The organism is Shinella granuli (assembly GCF_004341885.1).
GTDB classification, from domain to species: Bacteria; Pseudomonadota; Alphaproteobacteria; order Rhizobiales; family Rhizobiaceae; genus Shinella; species Shinella granuli.
On the sequence record NZ_SLVX01000017.1, the window covers coordinates 49470 to 72024 of the forward strand.

Below are 22555 nucleotides of genomic sequence, written 5' to 3' on the forward strand. Positions count from 1 at the left end.
GTGGCCGACGGCGCGCAGGCGAAAGCGTTTTCGCTTTTGTTTCAGCGCAATTGCGGGCACAAAACGGCCTCGCACTTTGCTGGAATTGCTTCAGCCGGAATGGCTTTCGAGGACTGCATGGCCGGCCAGGCACGCAAAACCTATGCGCTTCTTTCCTTCGGGCTGTGGCAGCAGCGGGCCGATGTCGCGCGCCTGCTCGATGCCGAGATCGTCGCCTGGCCCTTTGCGCTGCCCGGCCGCATCGACGGGTTCATCGGCTGGGGACGCCGGTCGTCCGGCCGCCGGGCCGTGCGACTTGCGGCGCGCACCGGCAAGGAGGTCATCAGCCTTGAGGACGGCTTCCTGCGCGGCTTTGCAGCGGGGCGAGGGGAACCGAGCCATTCCTATGTGATCGACCGGGAAGGTATCTATTTCGATGCGCGCCATCCGAGCGGCCTCGACCGGCTGCTGTCGCAGCCGGTAACTGACGCCGCCGCGCTCGCACGCGCCGGCGGGTTGATGGCGCGGCTGCGCAACGCGCGCCTGTCGAAATACAACAACAGCCCGGTGCTGACGCCGGCGGCCGCCGGCGTACCGCATGGCCGGCCTTTCGTCCTGCTCGTCGATCAGGTGGCCGGCGATGCTTCCATTGCCGGGGCAGGGGCGAGCGCGGCGAGTTTCCGCACCATGCTGGAGCATGCGGTCGGCCATCATCCGGGAAAGACGCTGGTCGTGCGCACCCATCCCGCGGCGGGCGACCGCAGCCTCCTGCGGCAGGCGGCGAACGCGCTCGGTGTCGAGATCGTCGTGCCCCCGCGCATGAACCCCTGGCCGCTGCTGGAAGAGGCCGACTGCGTCTATACGGTGTCGAGCCAGCTCGGCTTCGAGGCGCTGATGGCTGAGCGGCCCGTCCATTGTTTCGGCACGACCTATTATTCCGGCCGTGGTCTCACGGTCGATCACGATCAACTGTCGCCCGCCCGCCCGCCGGCCTCGCTCGAACAGGTTTTCCACGCGGCCTATATCGACTATTCGCACTATCTCGACCTGCATACGCGCCAGCCCTGTACGCCGGAGCGGGCGGTCGAACAGGCGATCACGGTGCGCGATCAGCGTGCCCGTATTGCGCGCAAGGTCTTCACCGCCGGCTTTTCTCCGTGGAAGCGCAGGGCCATGACGCCCTTCCTGAAGGGCATGGCGGGCGATCCGGTCCATGCCCGTTCGCTCGAAGCGGCGGCCGCTGCGGCGAGAGCGTCCGATGGCGTCGTCGCGCTCTGGGGAAGCGATGCGGCGCTGCCGGCCGACGTGCCGGCCATGCGGCTCGAAGACGGGTTCATCCGGTCCCGCGGGCTTGGCGTAGACCTCGCCATGCCGTCCTCTATCGCACTCGATGGCGAGCACGTCTATTACGATGCGCGGGGCGAAAGCCGGCTGGAGGCGCTGATCGTGCATGGCACGGTCGATGAGGGCCTGCGGCGGCGGGCGGGCGATCTCATACGCCTTCTGGTCCAGCGCGGCGTCTCCAAATACAATCTCGGCACCGCTGCCGACCTGCCGACGGTTGCCGAAGGGCGTGTGAAAATCCTGGTGCCGGGGCAGGTGGAGAAGGATGCGTCCATCCGCTACGGTTCTCCCGTGGTGCGCTCCAATGCCGATCTCGTGCGCGCCGTGCGGGCGCTCTTTCCCGATGCCTTCATCGTCTACAAGGCGCATCCGGACGTGGTTTCCGGCGTGCGCGACGGCGGCGCCGAGCCGCAGGAGGCCGATCTCGTCGTTCGAAGCGGCGATATCCTGCAATGGATCGGCTGGGCGGACCGGATAGAGACGATGACCTCGTTGGCAGGCTTCGAGGCGCTCTTGCGCGGCAAGGCGGTGGGCGTGCATGGCGCGCCGTTCTATGCCGGCTGGGGCCTGACCGACGACCGCCTGCCCATTCCCCGGCGCGTGCGCCGCGTCGATCTTGAGGCCCTGGTGGCCGAAAGCCTCATCCGCTACCCGCTTTATATCCATCCTCTCAGTGGCTTGCCGTGCCGTCCGGAGGATTTGGTTGAAGAAATTTCGGGCGCCGCCATGAAAACGCCCGGAGTCGGGCGGAAGCTCCTTTTGTGTGCGGCGCAACAAATCAACCGCGTGGGGGTGTTGCTTCGCGACTCGCGGTTGCGGTAAAAGACGGTCAGAAAAGTGGGAACATATCCGAGTCGCTGTCTTTTGCGCAGCAGGCCCGTTCGGGCCGGGGGATCGGCGACAAAATCGGGGAGTACGGCAGATATGGTTGCTAAGACGGCGCCTTTATGCGAATACCATTCCACCCAGCAGCATAATCTGAGTTGAGCCGACCTGTCATGAGCGTACAGCATGATACCGAATTGAAGGCGGGTCGCTCCGACGCCGAAAGCGTCATTGGCGCGCGTGGATCGCGGCTGATCAATCTGGCGTTGCGCCGCAAGCTTTCCAAGCGCTTCCCCTCGAAGAGCGCGCCGCGCGTGCTTTTCCTGCAGGGGCCGGTCGGTCCCTTCTTCCGCAAGGCCCAGGCGCTGCTCAACGACAGCGGTTTCGATGCCTGGCGTATCTGTTTCAACGCCGGCGACCGGCTGTTTGCCCGCGGCGGCAAAATCCTGCATTTTTCCGGCACGGTCGATGTCTGGCGGGACTGGTTCACCGAGATCGTCGGCGAGCATGGCTTCGACCATGTCGTGCTCTTCGGTTGCGAACGCGAGATCCACAAGATCGCGATCGAGCAATGTGCCACGCTCAACATTCCCGTTCTCAGCCTTGAGGAAGGGTATATCCGCCCCGGCTTCGTCACGATGGAGACCGGCGGCAACAACTGGCGTTCGCCGATTGCGGGCCTCCTGCCGTCCGACAAGGATGACGAAAAGCCGCGCGAGCGCATGCGCGGGACGAATTTCCCGTCTTCCTTCGGCGCCATGGCGACCTATGCCTTCACCTATTTTTCGGTGCGCGGCATCTTCTCGACGCTGAGCGAACGCAAGCTTTTCCACAAGCACAAGCGGTCTCTGGCTCCCGAAGCCTTCTACTGGATCAAGAACTATTATCGGAAGTTCCGCAATCTCGGCAGCAACTACCGCACCATGGAGCGGCTGCTCGAGCACCATGATAAGAAATATTACATCGTGCCGCTGCAGGTGCACGATGACAGCCAGCTCGGCGCGGCGGCAAGCGGCTGGAACAACCAGAAGCTCATTCTGAAGTCCATCGTCTCCTTTGCGCGAAACGCGCCGCCGACACACCAGCTGGTGTTCAAGATCCATCCGATGGAGCGCGGGCACAGCCAGGACAAGCAGTTCATCCGCCAGGTTGGCGTGCTCAACAATGTCTCCGAGCGCATCCACATCCTCGACAGCGGTTCGCTGGGTCTGATGACGCGGCATGCGGCCGGCATGGTGACGATCAACAGCACGTCCGGCCTCTCGGCGCTCCAGCACGGCATTCCGCTTGCCGTGCTCGGCCAGGCCTTCTACCGGCATCCTTCGCTCGCCTTCTGCGTCAACAAGGGCATCGAGCTCGACAGTTTCTGGTCGTCCGGCCATGTGGCGCCGCTGGCGCAGCGGCGCGACTACCTGAACTGGATCGCCCAGGAATGCCTGCATCCCGGCGACTACTATGCCTATGAGGGCATCGAGGTCGCGGCGAATTCGCTGCTTGCAAAGCTGCGGGCCATGGATGCGGCAGGCCGGGTGATGGCGTTGCCCGAGGCGTCCAACGTCATGCCCCTGCTGGCGCAATCGCAGTAAGGGCGGCAAGCCCCTTTTTCGGCTATCAGCACGGCCGAGCGTCCCCGACACGGTTGCGGGGCGCTTTTTGCATGTTTCGGGATTCAGGCGGAGCGGCGCTGGCTGGCGGAGGTGCGAAGGATCTCTTCATGCACCTCGATCGCTTCCTCGATGTCGTTGTAGAAGGTGAGCTGGCCGTTGTTCATGACGCCGCCGATGTCGCAGAACGAGCGCAACAGGCCAGAGGAGTGCGAGACGAGCAGCAGGGTGGCGTTCTCGCGCCGCTCGTCGAAGACGTCCTTGCACTTCTGCTTGAAGGTGGAGTCCCCGACGGCGATCACCTCGTCGATCAGGTAATATTCGAAGCCGATCGCCATGCAGATGCCGAAGGAAAGGCGTGCCTTCATGCCCGCCGAATAGGTCTTCACCGGCATGTCGAGATAGGGGCCGAGCTCGGAAAAATCGGCGACGAAATCCAGGACCTTGTTGCGGTTCTTGCCGTAGATGTCGGCGATGAAGCGGGTGTTCTGCGCGCCCGTCAGCTTACTGTGCACGCCGCCGTTGAAGCCGAGCGGCCAGGAGATCTTGCCTTCGCGCAGGATGCGCCCCGAATCGGGCATGTCGCCGCCGGAGATGAGGTTCATCAGGGTGGACTTGCCGGCGCCGTTGCGGCCGAGAATGCCGATATTGGTGCCCGGACGAAAAGCGGCCGTGAACCGGTCGAGGATCACCTTCTTGCCGCCGCCGGGGCGCGGGAACGCCTTGCTGACATTGTCGAAGATGATCATGAGCCAATGATCTTTCGGCGGAACGTGCGTTCAAGGACAAGTGCCGATGTCAGCAGCGCGGTGGCGATCCCGAGAACGTATGGCTTGCTGAGCAAGGCATTGTAGTCGAGATAGGTCGAGGTGCGGAACCATTCGACGCAATGCATGAACGGGTTCCACCACAAAACAGCCTGGAAGCTCGGTGGCATCTGCGCAGGCATGAAGAAGATGCCGGACAACAACATGAGCGGCATGCTCATCATGCTCAAGAAGGTATCATAGCGCGGCACGAGCGAGCCGACAGTGGCGTTGAAGGCCGCAAAGGAAAACGCGAAATAGAGGATGGCGAATATGGCTTCCGCGAATTCCGCGGGATAGACGATGATGTCGCGATCCAGCGTGAACGCCAGACCCGTCATGAACAAGGCGCAGATGATCAGCCAGATGGTTGCTTCGAGCAGGAAGGTCGCGATGAGCGTATCCAGCGGACGGACCAGCGGATAGGTCAACATCGGTTGATTGGTGGCGATCGCCTTCTCGGTCTTGCGCGCGATGCCGCGGGTCATGCGGAAACCGAAGACCCCGGCCAGCATGAACAGGAGGGCATTGTCGCCAAAGGGAATCTGGGCCTTTGCCGCGGTATGGATAAGGAGGAAGATGCCGATATAGGCGGCAGGCTCGATCAGGATCCAGACGAAGCCCAGCCGGCTTTCCCCGAAACGCGTCACCGCGCTGCGAACGACGAGCGCCGAGATCACGCGGGCGTTTTCCCCAAGGGCATAACTGAGAGGCCTGTCGGCGAGCAAAGCCATTCCGCTACCCTTTCTTCAACGCGATCAGATCGCGTGATCCTTCACGGACCGGACTGCGAAATAACCAATGAGCCAAAGGCAGCTTGCGGCCGCAAGCACAATGAGCGTGTTGACCATGCCAAGCGGGTAGAGGGCGATTTCCGGCTCCCGCGGGGGAACGTAGACGGCGAAATAGCGCTCCTGCTTCTGCGCTTCCTGCATGGCCGTTTCCAGCGCGGCAAGCGACGTCGTGTAGGCCTTGACGGCAAATTCCTGTTCGACGGTGAGTTCGGTGAAGCGGTCGATCATCTCGGGCAGTGCACGGCCGGCTTCCAGGCCGCTGCGCGTTGTCTTGCCGCCCGTGTCTCCCGTCTTGTCGCCGCTGATGCGATTCTTCTGTTCGACAAGCTGCTCTTCGAGCGCAAGGATCTGCCGCTCGATGACGCGCGCGGAGGGGGCGTCTCTGCTGACGGAATCAACCAGCGCCTTGTAACGGGTGCGCAGTGTCGCCAGTTCCTGCTCGAGCGAACTGATGATCGCTGCTTCCATGGTCGCGACAGCCGTCGGATCGACCGCTTGTTCGGTGATGCGAAGATCCGTGATCTGGCTGCGGATGTTGCGCAGACGCTCCTCCGAACGCGCGACCTGCTGGTTGGCGACCTCGATGAATTGCCTGCGCGACTTGTCGGAGAGCGTGTTGACCAGGTTTTCCGAGACGGTGAGGACCGCATCGGCGATCTGCTTGGCGTCCGACGGCGAGAAGGCAAAGACGCGCATGGTCACGTTGCCGGTCGTCGAATTGTAGCTGATCTCCACCATGTCCCGCCAATAGTCGCGGAACTCGTCCAGAGGCCGGCTCTCATTCTCGCGATAGAGGAAGTCGATCGACGGACGGGAGTAGACGGTCCGGATGTCGAGACCTGTCTGATCCTTGATGTCGGGCAGGATCTGCGCGGAATGGATATAGTCCGCGACGATGTAGGAGTCACCCGCCTGGACGGACGAGCCGACAAGCCCGGTCAGGCCGAGCGCGTTGAGAGACGCCTGATTGGCTCCCCGGACGGAAAACTGGGTTTCGACCACATATTGCGGCGTCGCCACGAACAGATAGTAGAGGCTGGCGAAAATCGTCGGAAGGATGGCCGCCAGGGCAAAGGAGATCAGGCCCCAGGGTCGTTCCTTCGTCTGCTTGGGAATGTTGGGTAACGTAAGGACGGTGCTGACGATATCGACGGGCGCCCGCGCCCGTGTTTCCGCCCGTGAGCCGAGATTGTCCTCGTCCTGAACGTTCGGATCGATTCGGCGCCGAACCGTTCCTGCGTTCTGCTTGATCTTCACGACCTTCTGCTCTGCTGCGCGCTGGCGGGCGCGGCGTTTGGCGATTTCGAGCAGGCTGCTCGTGTTGTCGGCGACGTGGGTCGGGGTTTCCGCCACGAGGGGCGCTTTCTCATCTTTCACGTCGGCTCACTCTTTCCAACAACAAACGGGGCGTTGCCTATATGCTTGTCGCCGCAACTTATTCGAAATTGCCTTTACAGACAATAAAAATGCCGCGGTGGCCCGGTGCCCGCAAGGCCCGCCCGCAGGGCGGACAGGTAGGGAAAATCCGCCCCTTCCGGCCGGCGCGCATTCCTCGTCGAGCAATCTGGTTATTTTGTGGTCGCCGCCGAAGCGGTGCTCCAGTCGGCGCTCGCGGCGATGAAGTTCGGATTGGCGAAATCCGCGTCGTCCGCCTGGCGGGTCTTGCCGTAGAGGAGGGGGGCGCCGTCGAGCGTGCGGGTGTCTCCGCCGGCTGCGCGCAGCACCGCGTCGCCCGCGGCCGTGTCCCATTCCATGGTGCGGCCGAAGCGGGGATAGACGTCGGCAAGCCCCTCGGCGACGAGGCAGAATTTCAGCGAGGAGCCGATCGCCGTGCAGGCGTCGATGCCGTGGTCGTCGAGGAAGCGGGCCGTTTCGGGCGTGGCATGCGAGCGGCTGGCGACGGCCGTCAGGGCATTGCCACGTCGGCGGCAGCCGATTGTCTGGCGTCTGGCGATGGTGGCCTTACCGGTCACCTCGAAGCGTTCCGCCCGCGCGTCGTCGGCGATGAAGCCCGTCGAGAGCGCGGGGGCATAGACGATGCCCGCGACCGGTGCCCGGTCCCGGATCAGGGCGATGTTGACGGTGAATTCGCTGCGCCCGGCGATGAATTCCTTCGTGCCGTCCAGCGGATCGACCAGGAAGAAGGTGCCGCCGGAAATATCCGGCACGCGGCCAGCGGCGACGGCCTCCTCGGCGATGACGGGAATGTCTGGGAAATGCTGCGCAAGCGCGGCAAGAATCAGCCGCTCGGCTTCTTCGTCCGCGGCGGTGACCGGCGATTGGTCCGCCTTGTAAAGGACATCGGCCCCGGCCTTGTGGATGGCCATGATGGCGCTGCCCGCGGCCAGCGCCGCGCTCTCCAAGACTTGCCTCAGTTCCATCCTGTCTGCCTGCATGTTTCCGGTCCGGCTTTCCTGCTGTTGCCATAACGGCGGGACGGCCTGAAAGCAAATGCCCCGTCTTTCCGGCCCTGATAGCAGCATGTGGAAAGACCCGGACCTGGGATGCGACAAGATGACGCCGGACTTGCCGTTTGTGCTGCATATGCGAATGTGGGGCGACTGATCCGGGATTTCGCATGCGCTACTCCGCCCTTTCGATCTTCAAGCAAGCCCTTGCCGGCAACCTCGGCTGGACGCCCGCCTGGCGGGAACCGCAACCGAAACCGCATTATGACGTGATCATCGTCGGCGGCGGCGGGCATGGCCTTGCGACGGCCTATTATCTCGCCCGGGAATTCGGCATCCGCAACGTCGCCGTGGTGGAGAAGGGCTATCTCGGCTCCGGCAATGTCGGGCGCAACACGACCATCGTGCGCTCCAATTACATGCTGCCCGGCAACGAGCCGTTCTACGAGTTCTCGCTGAAGCTGTGGGAAGGGTTGGAGCGGGAGCTGAACTACAATGTCATGCTGTCGCAGCGCGGCATCATCAGCCTCTATCACAATGACGGCCAGCGCGATCACTATGTCCGGCGCGGCAATGCCATGATGATGGAGGGCGTGGCGGCCGAGCAGCTCGACCGCGAGACGCTGAAGAAGATGCTGCCCTTCCTCAATTTCGACCATGCGCGCTTCCCGATCATCGGCGGCCTCCTGCAGCGGCGCGCCGGCACGGCGCGGCACGATGCCGTGGCCTGGGGTTTTGCGCGCGGCGCGGACCGGCTCGGCGTCGATCTCATCCAGAACTGCGAGGTCACCGGCATCCGCCGGGAAGACGGCATCGTCACCGGTGTCGAGACGACGAAGGGTTTCATCGGCTGCAACAGGCTGGCGCTCGCGGCGGCCGGCAACACTTCCCGCGTCGGCGAAATGGCGGGGCTGAAGCTGCCGATCGAGAGCCATGTGCTGCAGGCCTTCGTCACCGAAGGGCTGAAGCCCTGCATCGACCACGTCATCACCTATGGTGCGGGGCACTTCTACATCTCGCAGTCCGACAAGGGCGGCCTCGTCTTCGGCGCGGAGATCGACGGCTATTCCTCCTATGCCCAGCGCGGCAACCTTGCGACTGCCGAACATGTCATGGAGGAGGGGGTGACGATGATCCCCGGCCTTTCCCGCGTCAGGGTGCTGCGCGCCTGGGGCGGCGTCATGGACATGTCGATGGACGGCTCGCCGATCATCGACCGCACGCCGATCGACAACCTCTATCTCAACTGCGGCTGGTGCTACGGCGGCTTCAAGGCGACGCCCGCCTCCGGCTTCTGTTTCGCGCATCTCATCGCCAAGGGGGAGAGCCACCATGTGGCGCGCGCGCTCAGGCTCGATCGTTTCGAGCGCGGTTTCCCCATCGACGAGGCGGGTGCCGGCACCCAGCCGAACCTGCATTGAGGATGCCATGGCGAGCCTGATTTCCTGTCCCCATTGCGGGGTGCGGCCCAAGGAAGAGTTTTCGATCCGCGGCGATGCGACGCCGGTCCGCCCGGCGCCCATGGCCTCGGATGAGGCTTGGAATGATTATGTCCATGTCCGTGCCAATCCGCGCGGGCGCATCCGCGAGCACTGGCAGCATGTCGCCGGCTGCCGGCGCTGGCTGGTGGTCGAGCGGGACAACTTTACCCATGACGTGTTTTCCGTGACGGATGCCGCCGCGGGGCGGGGAGGCGCGCAATGACCGCCTATCGCCTCGCCTCCGGCGGCCTCATCGATCGCAGCAACACCATCGGCTTCACCTTCGACGGGGCGAGCCTTTCCGGCCATGCCGGCGATACGCTTGCCTCGGCCTTGCTTGCCAACGACCGGCTGCTCGTCGGACGCAGCTTCAAGTACCATCGCCCGCGCGGCATCGTGACGGCCGGGCCGGCGGAGCCCAACGCGCTGGTCACCATCGGCACGGGCGCGCGGCGCGATCCAAACACGAAGGCGACCGTCGCCGAGCTCTACGACGGGCTTGCCGCCACCAGCCAGAACCGCTGGCCGAGCCTTGCCTTCGATATCGGCGCGGTGAACGACCGCCTGTCGCGCTTCCTGTCCGCCGGCTTCTACTACAAGACCTTCATGTGGCCCGCCGCCTTCTGGGAAAAGGTCTATGAGCCGCTGATCCGCCGCGCTGCCGGCCTCGGCCGCACGGACCTTCCGCGCGATCCCGACGGCTACGAGAAGAGCTGGGCGCATTGCGACCTTCTCGTCGTCGGCTCCGGCCCGGCGGGCCTCGCCGCGGCGCTGGTCGCCGCCCGCTCGGGCCTGCGCGTCATCCTCGCCGAGCAGGATTTCGTCCTCGGCGGTGCGCTCCTGTCGGAGACAACCAGGCTCGACGGCGAGGCGCCGTTCGTCTTTGCTCGGCACGCGCTTGACGAACTGCACGGCCATCCCGGCGTGACGCTACTGCCGCGCACCACGGTCTTCGGCTGGTACGACGACAATGTCTTCGGTGCCGTGGAGCGGGTGCAGAAGCACAGCGCCACGATCGACGCGGCACGGCCGGTCGAGCGCCTGTGGCGCATCGTGGCGAAGCACGCGATCCTTGCCACCGGCGCGGAAGAGCGGCCGCTGGTCTTCGGCGGCAATGATCGGCCCGGCATAATGATGGCGAGCGCCGCCAGCACCTATGCCAACCGCTTCGGCATCGCCGCCGGCCGGTCGGTGGCGATCTTCACCAACGGCTCGTCCGGCTATCGCACGGCTGAGGACCTTTCCGCGCAGGGCGTGGAGATCGCCGCGCTGATCGACAGCCGCACGGATGCGTCGGACCGCGCGCCCGATGGCGTGCGGGTGGTGCGTGGCGGCGGCATCATCGACACGAAGGGGCGCCGGCGCGTGCGCGCCGTCATTGCCGATCGCGGCGGCTTCGAGGAGCTGATCGCCTGCGATGCCGTGGCCATGTCCGGCGGCTGGAGCCCGGTCATCCACCTTGCCTGCCAGCGCGGCGGCAAACCGGTCTGGTCGCAGGCGCTGCAGGCGTTCCTGGCGCCGGAGGCGGGCGACGGCCTCGTCATGGCCGGTGCCGCGGCGGGGCACTACCGGCTTTCCGAATGTCTCGACGATGGCGCACGCAAGGCGTCGGCCATCGTGGAAGCGCTCGGCCGGCCCGTCGCCGGTTTCGAGCGTCCCGTCGTCGGCGAGGAGGTCGATCCGTCCTTCACGGCGCTCTGGCATGTGCCGGGCGCCAGGTCCAAGGCCTTCGTCGACTTCCAGAACGACGTGCACGGCAAGGATCTCGGCCTTGCCCTTCGCGAGGGCTTCGGCCATGTCGAGCATGCCAAGCGCTACACGACGAGCGGCATGGCGACGGACCAGGGCAAGCTCGGCAACATCAATGCCATCGGCATCCTCGCCACGATGCGCGGCGTCAGCCCCGCCGAGGTCGGCACCACCACCTTCCGGCCGTTCTACACGCCCGTCTCCTTCGGCGCGCTCGCCGGCTCCTCGCGCGACGAACACGCCATGCCCGTCCGCCGCTCGCCGCTGCATGGCTGGGCGGCGCGGCACGGCGCGGTCTTCATCGACGCCGGGCTCTGGTATCGCTCCTCCTGGTTCCCGAAGGCGGGCGAGAAGACCTGGCGGGAAAGCGTCGACCGCGAGGTCCGGACCGTGCGCGAACATGCCGGCCTCTGCGATGTCTCGACCCTCGGCAAGATTGAGGTCTTCGGGCCGGATGCCGCCGAGTTCCTGAACCGGCTCTATTGCAATCCCGTGCTGAAGCTTCCCGTCGGCAAGGCCCGCTACGGGCTGATGCTGCGCGAGGACGGCATGGTCTATGACGACGGCACGGTGAGCCGGTTGGCCGAGGAGCATTTCCTCGTCACGACCACCACGGCCATGGCCGCCGGCGTGCTCTCCCATATGGAGTTTGCCGCGCAAGTGCTCTGGCCGGAGCTTCGCGTGCGCTTCCTGTCGGTCTCCGATCAATGGGCGCAGATGTCGATCGCCGGGCCGAAGGCGCGCACGATCCTGCAGGCCGTCGTCGAGGACGATCTCTCGAATGCGGCCTTCCCGTTCCTTGCCGCCCGCGAGGTGCGGCTGAAGGGCAACCTCAAGGCGCGGCTCTTCCGCATCTCCTTCTCCGGCGAGCTCGCCTATGAGCTGGCGGTGCCGGCGGGTTATGGCGAGGCGGTGGCCGACGCGCTGATGCGGGCGGGCGAACCGCAGGGCCTCTGCGCCTATGGCGTCGAGGCGCTCAACGTGCTGCGCATCGAGAAGGGCCATGTCACCCATGCCGAGCTCGATGGCCGCGTGACGCCCGACGATGCCGGCCTCGGCCGCATGATGGGCACCGGCAAGCCGGATTTCATCGGCAAGCGGCTCTCCACCCGCTTCGGCCTGACGGCCGCCGACCGCGCCCAGCTCGTCGGCCTGAAGGCACTGGAGGCGGACAAGGACATGCGCGCCGGCGCGCATCTTCTCAAGGACGGTGCCAAGCCCTCGACGATCAACGACCAGGGCTGGGTCAGCTCCGTCTGCTTCTCGCCGACGCTCGGGACCCATATCGCTCTTGCCTTCCTGAAATCGGGCCGGGAGCGCTATGGCGAGAAGATCGTCGTCTGGGACAAGCTGCGGGGCGTGGAGACGTTCGCCGAAGTCTGCGATCCGGTCTTCGTCGATCCGGAAAACCGCAAGCTGATGGCGTGAGGGGAAGGCTATGGCTTACGACTACCAGGCAGTACACGCGCTGGACGGCACGATCGGGGCGGTCCCCGGCCAGCGGGCCAACCACCTCGCCGTCCACCGCGCCACGGCCATCGCCGTCGTGCTGGCGGCACCCGGCCATGGCGCCGAAGCAGCCGGCATTCTCGTCGCGGACGGCGCGTTCGAGGCCCGCTTCTGCGGCCCGGGCGAATGGCTGGTGCTGTCGGAGGTGCATGCGCCCGAAACGCTCGTCGCCGAGCTTTCCGTCCGGCTCGGCGCCTTCGCCTTCGTGGTCGACCAGAGCCACGGCCGCGTCGCGCTGACGCTGTCCGGTCCCGATGCCGCGCGCATCCTGGCGAACGGCATCGCCGTCGATCTGCATCCCGGGGCCTTTGCCGTCGGGCGTGCGGCAACCATGCTGTGCAATCATCTTTCGGTCAATCTCGCCCGCACCGGCGTCGATCGTTTCGATCTCGTGGTGATGCGCAGCTTTGCCGAGGCGTTTGTCGCCGATCTCAAGGTCATGGCGCGCAGCCATGATCTCTCCGTCGATTTCGCCACCCGCTGACAAAAACCTCCGGAGCGACATGGCGCTTCGCACCTCGGGCTTGCCGGGCATCCGGGGAACCCAATAGGCTGCATTCTGCGCCGCATCGAATTCCCTTCAACCCGTCGAAAGCCGGAGTTTCCATGAAGAGCCATGCAAGGGTCGTCGTTATCGGGGGCGGCGTCGTCGGCTGCTCCGTCCTCTATCACCTCACGAAATTCGGCTGGACCGATGTCGTGCTCGTCGAGCGCTCGGAGCTCACCTCCGGCTCGACCTGGCATGCGGCCGGCGGCATGCACACGATCAACGGCGATCCGAACGTCGCCAAGCTGCAGAAATACACGGTCGAGCTCTATAAAGAGATTCAGGACTATTCCGGCCAGGACATCGGCCTGCACATGACCTCCGGCATGATGCTGGCATCGACCAGGGATCGCTTCGACTGGATGAAGTCGATCCTCGCCAAGGGGCGCTATATGGGCCTCGATGCGCATCTCCTCACGCCGAAGGAGGCGCATGAGCTGATGCCGCTGCTCGACCCCGACCAGTTCGTCGGCGCGGTGTTCGATCCTGTCGAGGGCCATCTTGACCCCTATGGCACGACGCACGCCTATGCCAAGTCGGCCAAGAAGAACGGCGCGGAGATCTATCTCCACACCAAGGTGGAAGACCTCGTGCAGCGCGAGGACGGCAGTTGGCGCGTCATCACCGACAAGGGCGAGATCGTCGCCGAGCATGTCGTCAATTGCGGCGGGCTCTGGGCGCGCGAGATCGGCCGCATGGTCGGCCTCGAACTGCCCGTTCTTGCCATGGAGCATATGTATCTCATCACCGAGGACATGCCCGAGGTCATCGAGTTCAACCGGACGCATGGCAAGGAGCTGATGCACTGCGTCGACTTCGACGGCGAGATCTATCTGCGCCAGGAGCGCAACGGCATGCTGATGGGCACCTATGAAAAGGCCTGCCGGCCCTGGTCGCCGCTCACCACGCCCTGGGATTTCGGCCATGAACTGCTGGAAGAGGACATTGCGCGAATCACCCCGGAGCTGGAGGTCGGCTTCCGGCACTTCCCCGCCTTCAACACGGCCGGTATCAGGAAGATCATCAACGGCCCCTTCACCTTCTCGCCGGACGGCAACCCGCTCGTCGGGCCCGTGCGCGGCATGACGAACTTCTGGTCCGCCTGCGCCGTCATGGCCGGCTTCAGCCAGGGCGGCGGCGTGGGCCTGGCGCTCGCCAACTGGATGATCAACGGCGATCCCGGCTTCGACGTCTTCGCCATGGATGTCGCGCGCTACGGCGACTATGCGACGCTCGCCTATACCAATGCCAAGGTACGCGAGAACTACTCGCGCCGCTTCTCCATCCGCTATCCCAACGAAGAGCTGCCGGCCGGCCGGCCGCTGCAGACGACGCCGATCTACGACAGGCTGAAGGCGGCCGGTGCCGTCTTCGGGGCGTCCTACGGCCTGGAGCAGCCGCTGTGGTTCGCGCCTGAAGGCGTGGAGGACCGGTTCTCCTGGCGCCGCTCGACGGATTTCGAGACCGTCGGCGCGGAAGCCCGCGCGGTGCGCGAGGGCGTCGGCCTGATGGAGACCTCGGGCTTTGCGAAATATGCGGTGAAGGGCAGGGGCGCGGCGGCCTGGCTCGACCGGCTGCTCGCCTGCCGCCTGCCGGAAACGGGGCGCATGACGCTTGCGCCCATGCTGAAGGATGACGGAAAGCTCATCGGCGATTTCACGCTCGCCAAGCTCGGCGAGGGGGACTTCCTGCTGATCGGCTCGGGCATTGCCGAGGACTACCACATGCGCTGGTTCGAGACGCACCTGCCGCGGGACGGCTCCGTGACGCTGGAGGCGCTGAACCTTTCGCTCGTCGGCCTTGCCATCGCGGGACCGAAGGCGCGCGACGTGCTGGCGAAGCTGACGCACCGGGATGTTTCGAGCGAGGCCTTCCCCTTCATGGCGGTGCGCCGGATGGATCTCGGCATGGCGCCGGCCATCGTCGGGCGCGTCAGCTATACGGGCGATCTCGGCTACGAGATCTGGATGAAGCCGCAATACCAGCGCTATCTCTACGACCTGATCCTCGAAGCCGGGGCCGAATTCGGCATCCGCCTGTTCGGCCTCAGGGCGCTCAACGCCCTGCGCCTCGAAAAGTCCTACGGCAGCTGGTCGCGCGAATATCGCCCGCTCTACGGCCCTGTCGAGGCGGGGCTGGAGCGATTCGTGGCGACCGGCAAGGCGGCCGACTTCATCGGCAGGGAGGCGGCAAGGGCAGAGCGGGAAACGGGCGGCGCGCTCCGCCTGCGCACCTTCGTCGTCGCGGCGAAGGATGCCGATGTCATCGGCGACGAGCCGATCTATCTCGACGGCGCGGTGCGCGGCTGGGTGACCTCGGGCGGCTATGCCCATGCCGCCGGCCTTTCGGTCGCGGTCGGCTATGTGCCGAAGGAGATCGCCGATGTCGAAACCGGCTGGTCGATCGAGCTTCTCGGCGAGATGCTGCCGGCGCGCCTGCAGGCCGAGCCGCTGTTCGATCCCTCCGGTGCGCGCATGCGCGGCTGATTTGCTCCGGCCCGTGCGGCGATGTGCCATGTCGGGACATCGCCGCTTGCGACTTTCGTGCATCTTTTTGGGCAAAAGCGCCGCTTCTCGTGCCGATTTTTTGGTTTTCCCGGCGCCAAATGCGCCATTTAACCGTCCTTGCTAAAGAAATTGTCGATCCAGGCTTTTTGGGCTTCCCTTTTGTATCGAAAGCGGTATGGAATCCGGACTGTCTAACAAGCTCGAAAAAAGAGCGACAAGAACAAGAGATGCGGCCCTCAGGAACCGCATCCGGGGGATAGCAAATGGAATATTTCGTCCAGCAGCTCGTCAATGGGCTGACGCTTGGATCTATTTATGGTTTGATAGCCATCGGCTACACCATGGTTTACGGCATCATCGGCATGATCAATTTCGCCCATGGCGATATCTTCATGCTGGGCGGATTTGCCGCTCTCATCGTCTTCCTCGTCCTTACCAGCGTGTTCGTCGGCCTTCCGGTCGTCCTCCTGCTGCTGGTCATGATCGCCGCGGCCATGCTGACGGCGTCCTTGTGGAACTGGACGATCGAAAAGATGGCCTACCGGCCGCTGCGCGGCTCGTTCCGCCTGGCGCCGCTGATCACCGCAATCGGCATGTCGATCGCGCTGTCGAACTTCATCCAGGTCACGCAGGGTCCGCGCAACAAGCCGATCCCGCCGCTGGTGTCGTCGGTCTACAACGTCTTCGGCATCTCGATCTCGCTGAAGCAGTTGATCATCATGCTCCTGACGGTCATCCTGCTCACGACCTTCTGGTACATCGTCAACAAGACCTCGCTCGGCCGCGCCCAGCGCGCGACGGAGCAGGATCGCAAGATGGCGGCGCTGCTCGGCATCGACGTCGACCGGACGATCTCGGTGACCTTCATCATGGGCGCCTCGCTCGCCGCCGTCGCCGGCACCATGTACCTGATGTATTACGGCGTGACCGTCTTCACCGACGGCTTCATTCCGGGCGTCAAGGCCTTCACGGCTGCGGTTCTCGGCGGTATCGGCTCGCTTCCGGGCGCCGTGCTCGGCGGCCTGCTCATCGGCCTCATCGAGAGCCTCTGGTCCGCCTACTTCACCATCGACTACAAGGACGTCGCGACGTTCTCCATCCTCGCCATCGTCCTGATCTTCAAGCCGTCCGGCATTCTCGGACGACCGGAAGTCGAGAAGGTTTGATCCATGTCCAACATTTCGAACACTCATGAGCGCGCCGGCGGTAACCTGACGGCGCAGGCTCTGCGCGAGGGCCTTTTTGCCGGCCTCGTCGCGCTCGGCCTCTTCGTCCTCTTCGTCGGTCTCGAGACCACGCAGAACATCCGCAACGAGCTTGTGCTGAACCAGCGCTGGGGGCTGCTCGCGATCTTCGTGATCGTCGCCGCCGTCGGCCGTTTCCTCTCCGTCGCCTACCTGCGCCCCTGGGCCGCTGCCCGCAAGGCGGCCGCCGCGGCCAAGCCGGTGGAAGGCGAGGAAAGCTTCTTCAAGCGCAATTTCAGCAAGATCGCCATCGTCGCGCTGATCTTCTATCCGCCGATCATGGTCATGCTCTTCGGCGTGCAGGGCTCGCTGAAATGGGTCGACAATTTCGGCATCCAGATCCTCATCTACGTGATGCTGGCCTGGGGGCTCAACATCGTCGTCGGCCTTGCCGGCCTGCTCGACCTCGGCTACGTCGCCTTCTATGCGGTCGGCGCCTATTCCTATGCGCTGCTTTCGCAGCAGTTCGGCTTCTCCTTCTGGATCCTGCTGCCGCTCGCCGGCATCCTCGCCGCCTTCTGGGGCATGATCCTCGGCTTCCCGGTGCTGCGCTTGAAGGGCGACTATCTCGCCATCGTGACGCTGGCCTTCGGTGAGATCATCCGTCTCGTGCTGATCAACTGGACGGAAGTGACCCGCGGCACCTTCGGCGTCTCCGGCATTCCCAAGGCCTCGGTCTTCGGCATCTGGTCGTTCGACGTCAGCGCGCCGAACAACTTCGCCAAGGCCTTCGACCTGCCGATGTCCTCGGCCTACTACAAGATCTTCCTCTTCTATCTCATCCTGGCGCTGGCGCTGCTCACCGCCTATGTGACGATCCGCCTGCGCCGCATGCCGATCGGCCGCGCCTGGGAGGCGCTGCGCGAGGACGAGATCGCCTGCCGTTCGCTCGGCATCAACACGGTGACGACCAAGCTGACGGCCTTCTCCATCGGCGCGATGTTCGGCGGTTTTGCCGGCTCCTTCTTCGCTGTGCGCCAGGGCTTCGTCTCGCCGGAAAGCTTCGTCTTCCTCGAATCGGCGATCATCCTCGCCATCGTGGTCCTCGGCGGCATGGGCTCGCTCGTCGGCATCGCCGTCGCGGCGGCCGTGATGGTCGGCGGCACCGAGCTCCTGCGCGAGATGACCTTCCTGAAGCAGATCTTCGGGCCCGACTTCACGCCGGAGCTCTACCGCATGCTGATCTTCGGCCTCGCCATGGTCACCGTTATGGTCTGGAAGCCGCGCGGCTTCGTCGGAAGCCGTGAGCCGACCGCCTTCCTCAGGGAGCGCAAGGCGGTCTCCGGCAGCTTCACCAAGGAAGGGCACGGCTGATGGCCCTCGGTGCGAACACGGTAGCGACGAACACGATGACGAACGATCCCATCCTCACGGTCGAGCATCTGTCGATGCGCTTCGGCGGCCTCATGGCCATCAACGACCTGTCCTTCGAGGCCCAGCGCGGCGAGATCACGGCCCTCATCGGCCCGAACGGCGCCGGCAAGACCACGGTCTTCAACTGCGTCACCGGCTTCTACAAGCCGACCATGGGCATGATCACCATGCGCCAGAAGGCGGGCAAGGAGTTCCTTCTGGAACGCATGACCGACTTCGAGATCACCCGCGATGCGAAGGTGGCGCGCACCTTCCAGAACATCCGGCTCTTCTCGGGCCTGACGGTTCTGGAGAACCTGCTCGTCGCCCAGCACAACATGCTGATGAAGGCCTCCGGCTACACGATCCTCGGCCTGCTCGGTTTCCCGACCTACAAGAAGGCCTCGGCCGAATCGATCGAGATCGCCAAGCACTGGCTGGAGAAGGCGCATCTCATCGAGCGCGCGGACGATCCGGCCGGCGACCTGCCCTATGGCGCGCAGCGACGCCTCGAAATCGCCCGCGCCATGTGCACGGGGCCGGAATTCCTGTGCCTCGACGAACCGGCGGCCGGCCTCAACCCGCGCGAGTCGCTCGCGCTCAACGAACTCCTGCGTTCCATCCGCAAGGACAGCGGCACGTCGATCCTGCTCATCGAGCACGACATGTCGGTCGTCATGGAAATCTCCGACCACGTGGTCGTGCTCGAATACGGGCAGAAGATCTCCGACGGCACGCCGGACCATGTGAAGAACGATCCGAAGGTTATCGCGGCCTATCTCGGTGTCGAAGATGATGAGGTCGAAGAGGTGATCGAGGAAATCGAGGTGATCGCGGAGAGCGAAGGCACTGAAGGAGGATCGCACTGATGAGCGATACACTTCTCAGCGTCCAGGGCGTGCAGACCTATTACGGCAATATCCGTGCGCTGGCCGGGGTCGATGTCGAGGTGAAGAAGGGCGAGATCGTCTCGCTGATCGGCGCGAACGGCGCCGGCAAGTCGACCCTGATGATGACGATCTGCGGCAGCCCGCAGGCCCGTACGGGCACCGTCACCTTCGACGGCGAGGACATCACCCGCCTGCCGACGCATCTCATCGCCCGCCGCCGCATCGCGCAGTCGCCGGAAGGGCGCCGCATCTTCCCGCGCATGACGGTCTATGAAAATCTCCAGATGGGCGCGAGCCTCGACAATCTGAAGTATTTCAACGAGGACGTGGAAAAGATCTTCACGCTCTTCCCGCGCCTCAAGGAACGCCAGGGCCAGCGCGGCGGCACGCTTTCGGGCGGCGAGCAGCAGATGCTCTCCATCGGCCGCGCGCTGATGGCGCGTCCGAAGCTCCTGCTGCTCGACGAGCCCTCGCTCGGCCTTGCGCCGCTGATCGTCAAGGGCATCTTCGACGCGATCAAGAAGCTCAACCAGAACGAGGGGCTTACCGTGTTCCTCGTCGAGCAGAACGCCTTCGCCGCCCTCAAGCTCTCCGACCGGGCCTACGTGATGGTCAACGGTCAGGTGACGATGAGCGGTTCGGGCAAGGAACTTCTGGCCAATCCGGAAGTGCGCGCCGCCTATCTCGAAGGCGGCCGGCACTGAGGACGGTCCCGCGCAGGACCCGCAAGGATCCTGCGCCGATCCTAGGTTTTACGGCGGCTGGCGCATATCCTGCGGGAGGCACGGCCCTGTAAGGGGAGTATGTATTATGCAGGGAATTCTCTACGAAGAACCGTCGATCTGGCAGTTCCTGTTCATCACCGTCATCATGGGCGGCTGGACGGCCTGGCGCACGGGAAAGAGCGTCGCCGAGAACTGGCAGAGCTACACGACGCTGGTGATTTACGTGCTTCTGCTCGGCGGGGCGATCCGTTTCATCCACCACGCGCTGTTCCACGGCACCATGCTGACGGTGCAATACTATGTCGTGGACACCGTCGTGCTTTTGTTGTTTGCTACGCTCGGCTACCGCTATTACCGCACGCGGCAGATGACCAACAACTACTACTGGCTCTATGAAAAGGCATCGCCCTTTTCCTGGAAAGCGAAATAACCAGAGGGAAGCCCGCGCCCGGTTTTCGGGCGCGGCATAACGATATCGGCGCAATGATGCGGGTGTTGCGACCGGTTGAAACGAGCCCGCTTTTAAATTTGGGAGTAACAATATGAAGAAGTCTCTCATGTCGGCTGTTGCTTTGGCTGCAATGGTCGCCTTCAGCGGCAGCGCCTGGGCCGACATCCTGATCGGCGTCGGCGGCCCGCTGACCGGCCCGAACGCCGCCTTCGGCGCGCAGCTTCAGAAGGGTGCCGAGCAGGCCGCTGCCGACATCAACGCAGCCGGTGGCATCAATGGCGAGCAGGTCAAGATCGTGCTCGGCGACGACGTTTCCGATCCGAAGCAGGGCGTTTCGGTCGCCAACAAGTTCGTTGCCGACGGCGTGAAGTTCGTGGTCGGCCACTTCAACTCGGGCGTTTCCATCCCGGCATCCGAAATCTACGCTGAAAACGGCGTGCTGCAGGTTTCCCCGGCCTCGACCAACCCGACCTATACCGAGCGCGGCCTTTGGAACACGTTCCGCGTGTGCGGCCGTGACGACCAGCAGGGTGCCGTCGCAGGCGCTTTCATCGCGGCGAACTTCAAGGATGCCAAGGTCGCCGTCCTCCACGACAAGACGCCGTACGGCCAGGGCCTTGCCGACGAAACCAAGAAGGCGACGAACGAAGCCGGCATCACCGAAGCCATCTATGAAGGCGTCAATGTCGGCGACAAGGACTTCTCCGCTCTCATCGCGAAGATGAAGGAAGCCGGCGTAACGGTCGTCTACTGGGGCGGCCTGCACACCGAGTTCGGCCTCATCGAGCGCCAGTCCGCCGACCAGGGCCTGAAGGCCACCTTCATCTCGGGCGACGGCATCGTTTCGAACGAACTGGCCTCCATCGCCGGCGACGCCGTCGACGGCACGCTGATGACCTTCGCTCCCGATCCGCGCAAGAACGAGGCCGCCAAGGATCTCGTCGAGAAGTTCCGCGCTGCCGGCTTCGAGCCGGAAGCCTACACGCTCTATGCGTATGCTGCCGTTCAGGTCATCGCTGAAGGCGCCAAGTCTGCCGGCGGCACCGACCCGCAGGCAATCGCCGAAGCCATCAAGGCCAACGGTCCGTTCCAGACCGCGATCGGCGAGCTCGGCTTCGACGAAAAGGGTGACATCACCCGTCCGGACTACGTCATGTACACCTGGAAGAAGGGTGAAGACGGCAAGTACACCTACGTGGAGAACGAATAATCGTTCCGACGGAACGGGCGGCGCATTGCACGCCGCCCGGCCGCTCGACCTTGAGCCCGGCCTTCGTGCCGGGCTTTTTTGTCGCCGGCCGGACTTTGCGACGGCGATGTGGCGTCGGGCAGGGCTTGCGCGGCAGGGCGCCCTGATGGAACGTGCAACAAGGGATGACCGGGCGCGGCCCATGTCCCAACATCCGGTATCGAATGCCATGAACGTCTATGCGGAACCACCATCTGGTCATGAAGGCAACGCTCTTTCCGGGCGCCTCCAGCGCGCGCGCGGACATGGGCGGCTGGCTGCGAAGGCCTCTGCCGACGGCACGCGGCTTGACGTGCTCTTCCAGGATGGCTGCGCCAAGATACGCTTGCCGAAGACCTTCGACGGTACGATGGAGGCGGTGCTGATCAACACGGCCGGCGGGCTCACCGGCGGGGACCATATCGCCTGGGACCTGGAGGCCCGTGCCGGAACGCGCCTGACGGCGACGACGCAGGCCTGCGAACGGGCCTACAAGGCGCATGCCGCTACGGCGACGGTCGAAACCCGCATTGCCGTCGGCGCGGGCGCGCGGGTCGACTGGCTGCCGCAGGAGACCATTCTTTTCAATCGGGCGGTGCTCGGCCGCCGGCTGGAGGTGGATCTTGCCGAGGACGCCACGTTCCTCGCGGTCGAGGCCATCCTGCTCGGCCGAAAGGCGATGGGGGAGCGGATGGAGACGGGGCTTTTCCGCGATCGCTGGCGCATCCGCCGCGCCGGCCGGCTGGTCCATGCGGAGGAAACCGCCCTTGCCGGCGAGGTTGCGACGCTGGCGGGCGAGGGGGCGGTGCTGGCCGGCGCCCGTGCCTTCGCGACCGTGCTCTTCTGCGGCCGGGCTGCCGAGGCGCATCTGGCGCCGCTGCGCCGGCTTTTGGCCGATGGGGAGGGCGGCGCAAGCCAGTGGCAGGACAAGCTGGTCCTGCGGCTCGTCGCGCCCGATGGCTTTGCGCTCAGAAAAAAGCTCATCCCGATCATTTCGCACTTGCGTGGTGGCGCTGGCGTGCCGAAAGTCTGGACTCTCTGATCCGCGCGGTTTCGCGCCGGGTTCCTGTTTTGCGTATGTCGTGCGCGCGAAACCCCTGCTTAGTATCGC

At 64.6% G+C, this 22555-nt stretch carries 18 protein-coding genes; 14 read left to right on the forward strand and 4 right to left on the reverse strand.

The window, feature by feature from the left end; translation table 11 throughout:
* Positions 1-117 precede the first annotated feature (117 nt).
* Both EV665_RS22340 and EV665_RS22345 read left to right on the forward strand, forming a co-directional pair.
* Positions 118-2145, forward strand: coding sequence for a capsular polysaccharide biosynthesis protein (locus EV665_RS22340; RefSeq protein WP_162853133.1), 2028 nt, complete (start codon positions 118-120; stop codon positions 2143-2145).
* A gap of 176 nt (positions 2146-2321) precedes the next feature.
* The gene (locus EV665_RS22345) at positions 2322-3734 is read left to right on the forward strand and encodes a capsule biosynthesis protein (protein WP_133035754.1); all 1413 of its coding nucleotides are present in this window, start codon (positions 2322-2324) and stop codon (positions 3732-3734) included.
* Between the two features lie 83 nt (positions 3735-3817).
* Here EV665_RS22345 and EV665_RS22350 read toward each other — a convergent pair whose 3' ends face one another.
* From EV665_RS22350 to cysQ, 4 genes are all read right to left on the reverse strand, one after another.
* Positions 3818-4501 carry an ABC transporter ATP-binding protein gene (locus tag EV665_RS22350; RefSeq protein WP_133035755.1) on the reverse strand — a complete coding sequence of 228 codons (684 nt, stop codon included), beginning with the start codon at positions 4499-4501 and terminating at the stop codon, positions 3818-3820.
* Positions 4498-5286 carry an ABC transporter permease gene (locus tag EV665_RS22355; RefSeq protein WP_162853134.1) on the reverse strand — a complete coding sequence of 263 codons (789 nt, stop codon included), beginning with the start codon at positions 5284-5286 and terminating at the stop codon, positions 4498-4500. Before EV665_RS22355 ends, EV665_RS22350 begins: the two co-directional genes overlap by 4 nt.
* A 30-nt stretch (positions 5287-5316) precedes the next feature.
* The gene (locus EV665_RS22360; RefSeq protein WP_133035756.1) at positions 5317-6729 is read right to left on the reverse strand and encodes a KpsE/RkpR family capsule polysaccharide export protein; all 1413 of its coding nucleotides are present in this window, start codon (positions 6727-6729) and stop codon (positions 5317-5319) included.
* Between the two features lie 191 nt (positions 6730-6920).
* Entirely contained in the window at positions 6921-7727 is an 807-nt protein-coding gene (cysQ, locus tag EV665_RS22365; RefSeq protein WP_162853137.1) for a 3'(2'),5'-bisphosphate nucleotidase CysQ, read from the reverse strand.
* A gap of 203 nt (positions 7728-7930) precedes the next feature.
* On the opposite strand from cysQ, the gene EV665_RS22370 reads away from it, so the two are divergent.
* From EV665_RS22370 to EV665_RS22425, 12 genes are all read left to right on the forward strand, one after another.
* Positions 7931-9181: a sarcosine oxidase subunit beta family protein gene (locus EV665_RS22370; protein WP_133035758.1), complete on the forward strand. Its 1251-nt coding sequence runs from the start codon at positions 7931-7933 to the stop codon at positions 9179-9181.
* Between the two features lie 7 nt (positions 9182-9188).
* Positions 9189-9464, forward strand: a complete 276-nt coding sequence (locus EV665_RS22375) for a sarcosine oxidase subunit delta (RefSeq protein ID WP_133035759.1) — start codon at positions 9189-9191, stop codon at positions 9462-9464.
* Entirely contained in the window at positions 9461-12418 is a 2958-nt protein-coding gene (locus EV665_RS22380) for a sarcosine oxidase subunit alpha family protein (RefSeq protein WP_133035760.1), read from the forward strand. The genes EV665_RS22375 and EV665_RS22380 overlap by 4 nt, the downstream gene beginning before the upstream one ends.
* 10 nt (positions 12419-12428) lie before the next feature.
* Positions 12429-12983, forward strand: a complete 555-nt coding sequence (locus tag EV665_RS22385; RefSeq protein WP_133035761.1) for a sarcosine oxidase subunit gamma — start codon at positions 12429-12431, stop codon at positions 12981-12983.
* Between the two features lie 122 nt (positions 12984-13105).
* Positions 13106-15532 (forward strand): GcvT family protein, encoded by a 2427-nt coding sequence (locus EV665_RS22390; protein WP_133035762.1) that lies wholly within the window; start codon positions 13106-13108, stop codon positions 15530-15532.
* Between the two features lie 284 nt (positions 15533-15816).
* Positions 15817-16719: a branched-chain amino acid ABC transporter permease gene (locus EV665_RS22395; protein WP_064331020.1), complete on the forward strand. Its 903-nt coding sequence runs from the start codon at positions 15817-15819 to the stop codon at positions 16717-16719.
* A 3-nt stretch (positions 16720-16722) separates the two neighbouring features.
* The gene (gene livM, locus EV665_RS22400; RefSeq protein WP_064331019.1) at positions 16723-18111 is read left to right on the forward strand and encodes a high-affinity branched-chain amino acid ABC transporter permease LivM; all 1389 of its coding nucleotides are present in this window, start codon (positions 16723-16725) and stop codon (positions 18109-18111) included.
* On the forward strand, positions 18111-19019 hold the full coding sequence (locus tag EV665_RS22405) for an ABC transporter ATP-binding protein (protein WP_064331018.1): 909 nt from the start codon (positions 18111-18113) through the stop codon (positions 19017-19019). Before livM ends, EV665_RS22405 begins: the two co-directional genes overlap by 1 nt.
* Positions 19019-19744 carry an ABC transporter ATP-binding protein gene (locus EV665_RS22410; RefSeq protein WP_064331017.1) on the forward strand — a complete coding sequence of 242 codons (726 nt, stop codon included), beginning with the start codon at positions 19019-19021 and terminating at the stop codon, positions 19742-19744. Before EV665_RS22405 ends, EV665_RS22410 begins: the two co-directional genes overlap by 1 nt.
* Positions 19745-19850: 106 nt before the next feature.
* Positions 19851-20195 carry a DUF6867 family protein gene (locus EV665_RS22415; RefSeq protein WP_064331016.1) on the forward strand — a complete coding sequence of 115 codons (345 nt, stop codon included), beginning with the start codon at positions 19851-19853 and terminating at the stop codon, positions 20193-20195.
* Between the two features lie 112 nt (positions 20196-20307).
* Positions 20308-21426 (forward strand): branched-chain amino acid ABC transporter substrate-binding protein, encoded by a 1119-nt coding sequence (locus EV665_RS22420; RefSeq protein ID WP_064331015.1) that lies wholly within the window; start codon positions 20308-20310, stop codon positions 21424-21426.
* A 208-nt stretch (positions 21427-21634) separates the two neighbouring features.
* Positions 21635-22486 carry an urease accessory protein UreD gene (locus tag EV665_RS22425; RefSeq protein WP_133035811.1) on the forward strand — a complete coding sequence of 284 codons (852 nt, stop codon included), beginning with the start codon at positions 21635-21637 and terminating at the stop codon, positions 22484-22486.
* Positions 22487-22555 lie beyond the last annotated feature (69 nt).

What these genes read in the sequence shown, in the direction of transcription:
- EV665_RS22340 (WP_162853133.1), top strand. Translation starts at nt 118, where the DNA reads ATGGCCGGCCAGGCACGCAAAACCTATGCGCTTCTTTCCTTCGGGCTG.
- EV665_RS22345 (WP_133035754.1), top strand. Translation starts at nt 2,322, where the DNA reads ATGAGCGTACAGCATGATACCGAATTGAAGGCGGGTCGCTCCGACGCC.
- EV665_RS22350 (WP_133035755.1), bottom strand. Translation starts at nt 4,501, where the DNA reads ATGATCATCTTCGACAATGTCAGCAAGGCGTTCCCGCGCCCCGGCGGC.
- EV665_RS22370 (WP_133035758.1), top strand. Translation starts at nt 7,931, where the DNA reads ATGCGCTACTCCGCCCTTTCGATCTTCAAGCAAGCCCTTGCCGGCAAC.
- EV665_RS22375 (WP_133035759.1), top strand. Translation starts at nt 9,189, where the DNA reads ATGGCGAGCCTGATTTCCTGTCCCCATTGCGGGGTGCGGCCCAAGGAA.
- EV665_RS22380 (WP_133035760.1), top strand. Translation starts at nt 9,461, where the DNA reads ATGACCGCCTATCGCCTCGCCTCCGGCGGCCTCATCGATCGCAGCAAC.
- EV665_RS22385 (WP_133035761.1), top strand. Translation starts at nt 12,429, where the DNA reads ATGGCTTACGACTACCAGGCAGTACACGCGCTGGACGGCACGATCGGG.
- EV665_RS22390 (WP_133035762.1), top strand. Translation starts at nt 13,106, where the DNA reads ATGAAGAGCCATGCAAGGGTCGTCGTTATCGGGGGCGGCGTCGTCGGC.
- EV665_RS22395 (WP_064331020.1), top strand. Translation starts at nt 15,817, where the DNA reads ATGGAATATTTCGTCCAGCAGCTCGTCAATGGGCTGACGCTTGGATCT.
- livM (WP_064331019.1), top strand. Translation starts at nt 16,723, where the DNA reads ATGTCCAACATTTCGAACACTCATGAGCGCGCCGGCGGTAACCTGACG.
- EV665_RS22405 (WP_064331018.1), top strand. Translation starts at nt 18,111, where the DNA reads ATGGCCCTCGGTGCGAACACGGTAGCGACGAACACGATGACGAACGAT.
- EV665_RS22410 (WP_064331017.1), top strand. Translation starts at nt 19,019, where the DNA reads ATGAGCGATACACTTCTCAGCGTCCAGGGCGTGCAGACCTATTACGGC.
- EV665_RS22415 (WP_064331016.1), top strand. Translation starts at nt 19,851, where the DNA reads ATGCAGGGAATTCTCTACGAAGAACCGTCGATCTGGCAGTTCCTGTTC.
- EV665_RS22420 (WP_064331015.1), top strand. Translation starts at nt 20,308, where the DNA reads ATGAAGAAGTCTCTCATGTCGGCTGTTGCTTTGGCTGCAATGGTCGCC.
- EV665_RS22425 (WP_133035811.1), top strand. Translation starts at nt 21,635, where the DNA reads ATGAACGTCTATGCGGAACCACCATCTGGTCATGAAGGCAACGCTCTT.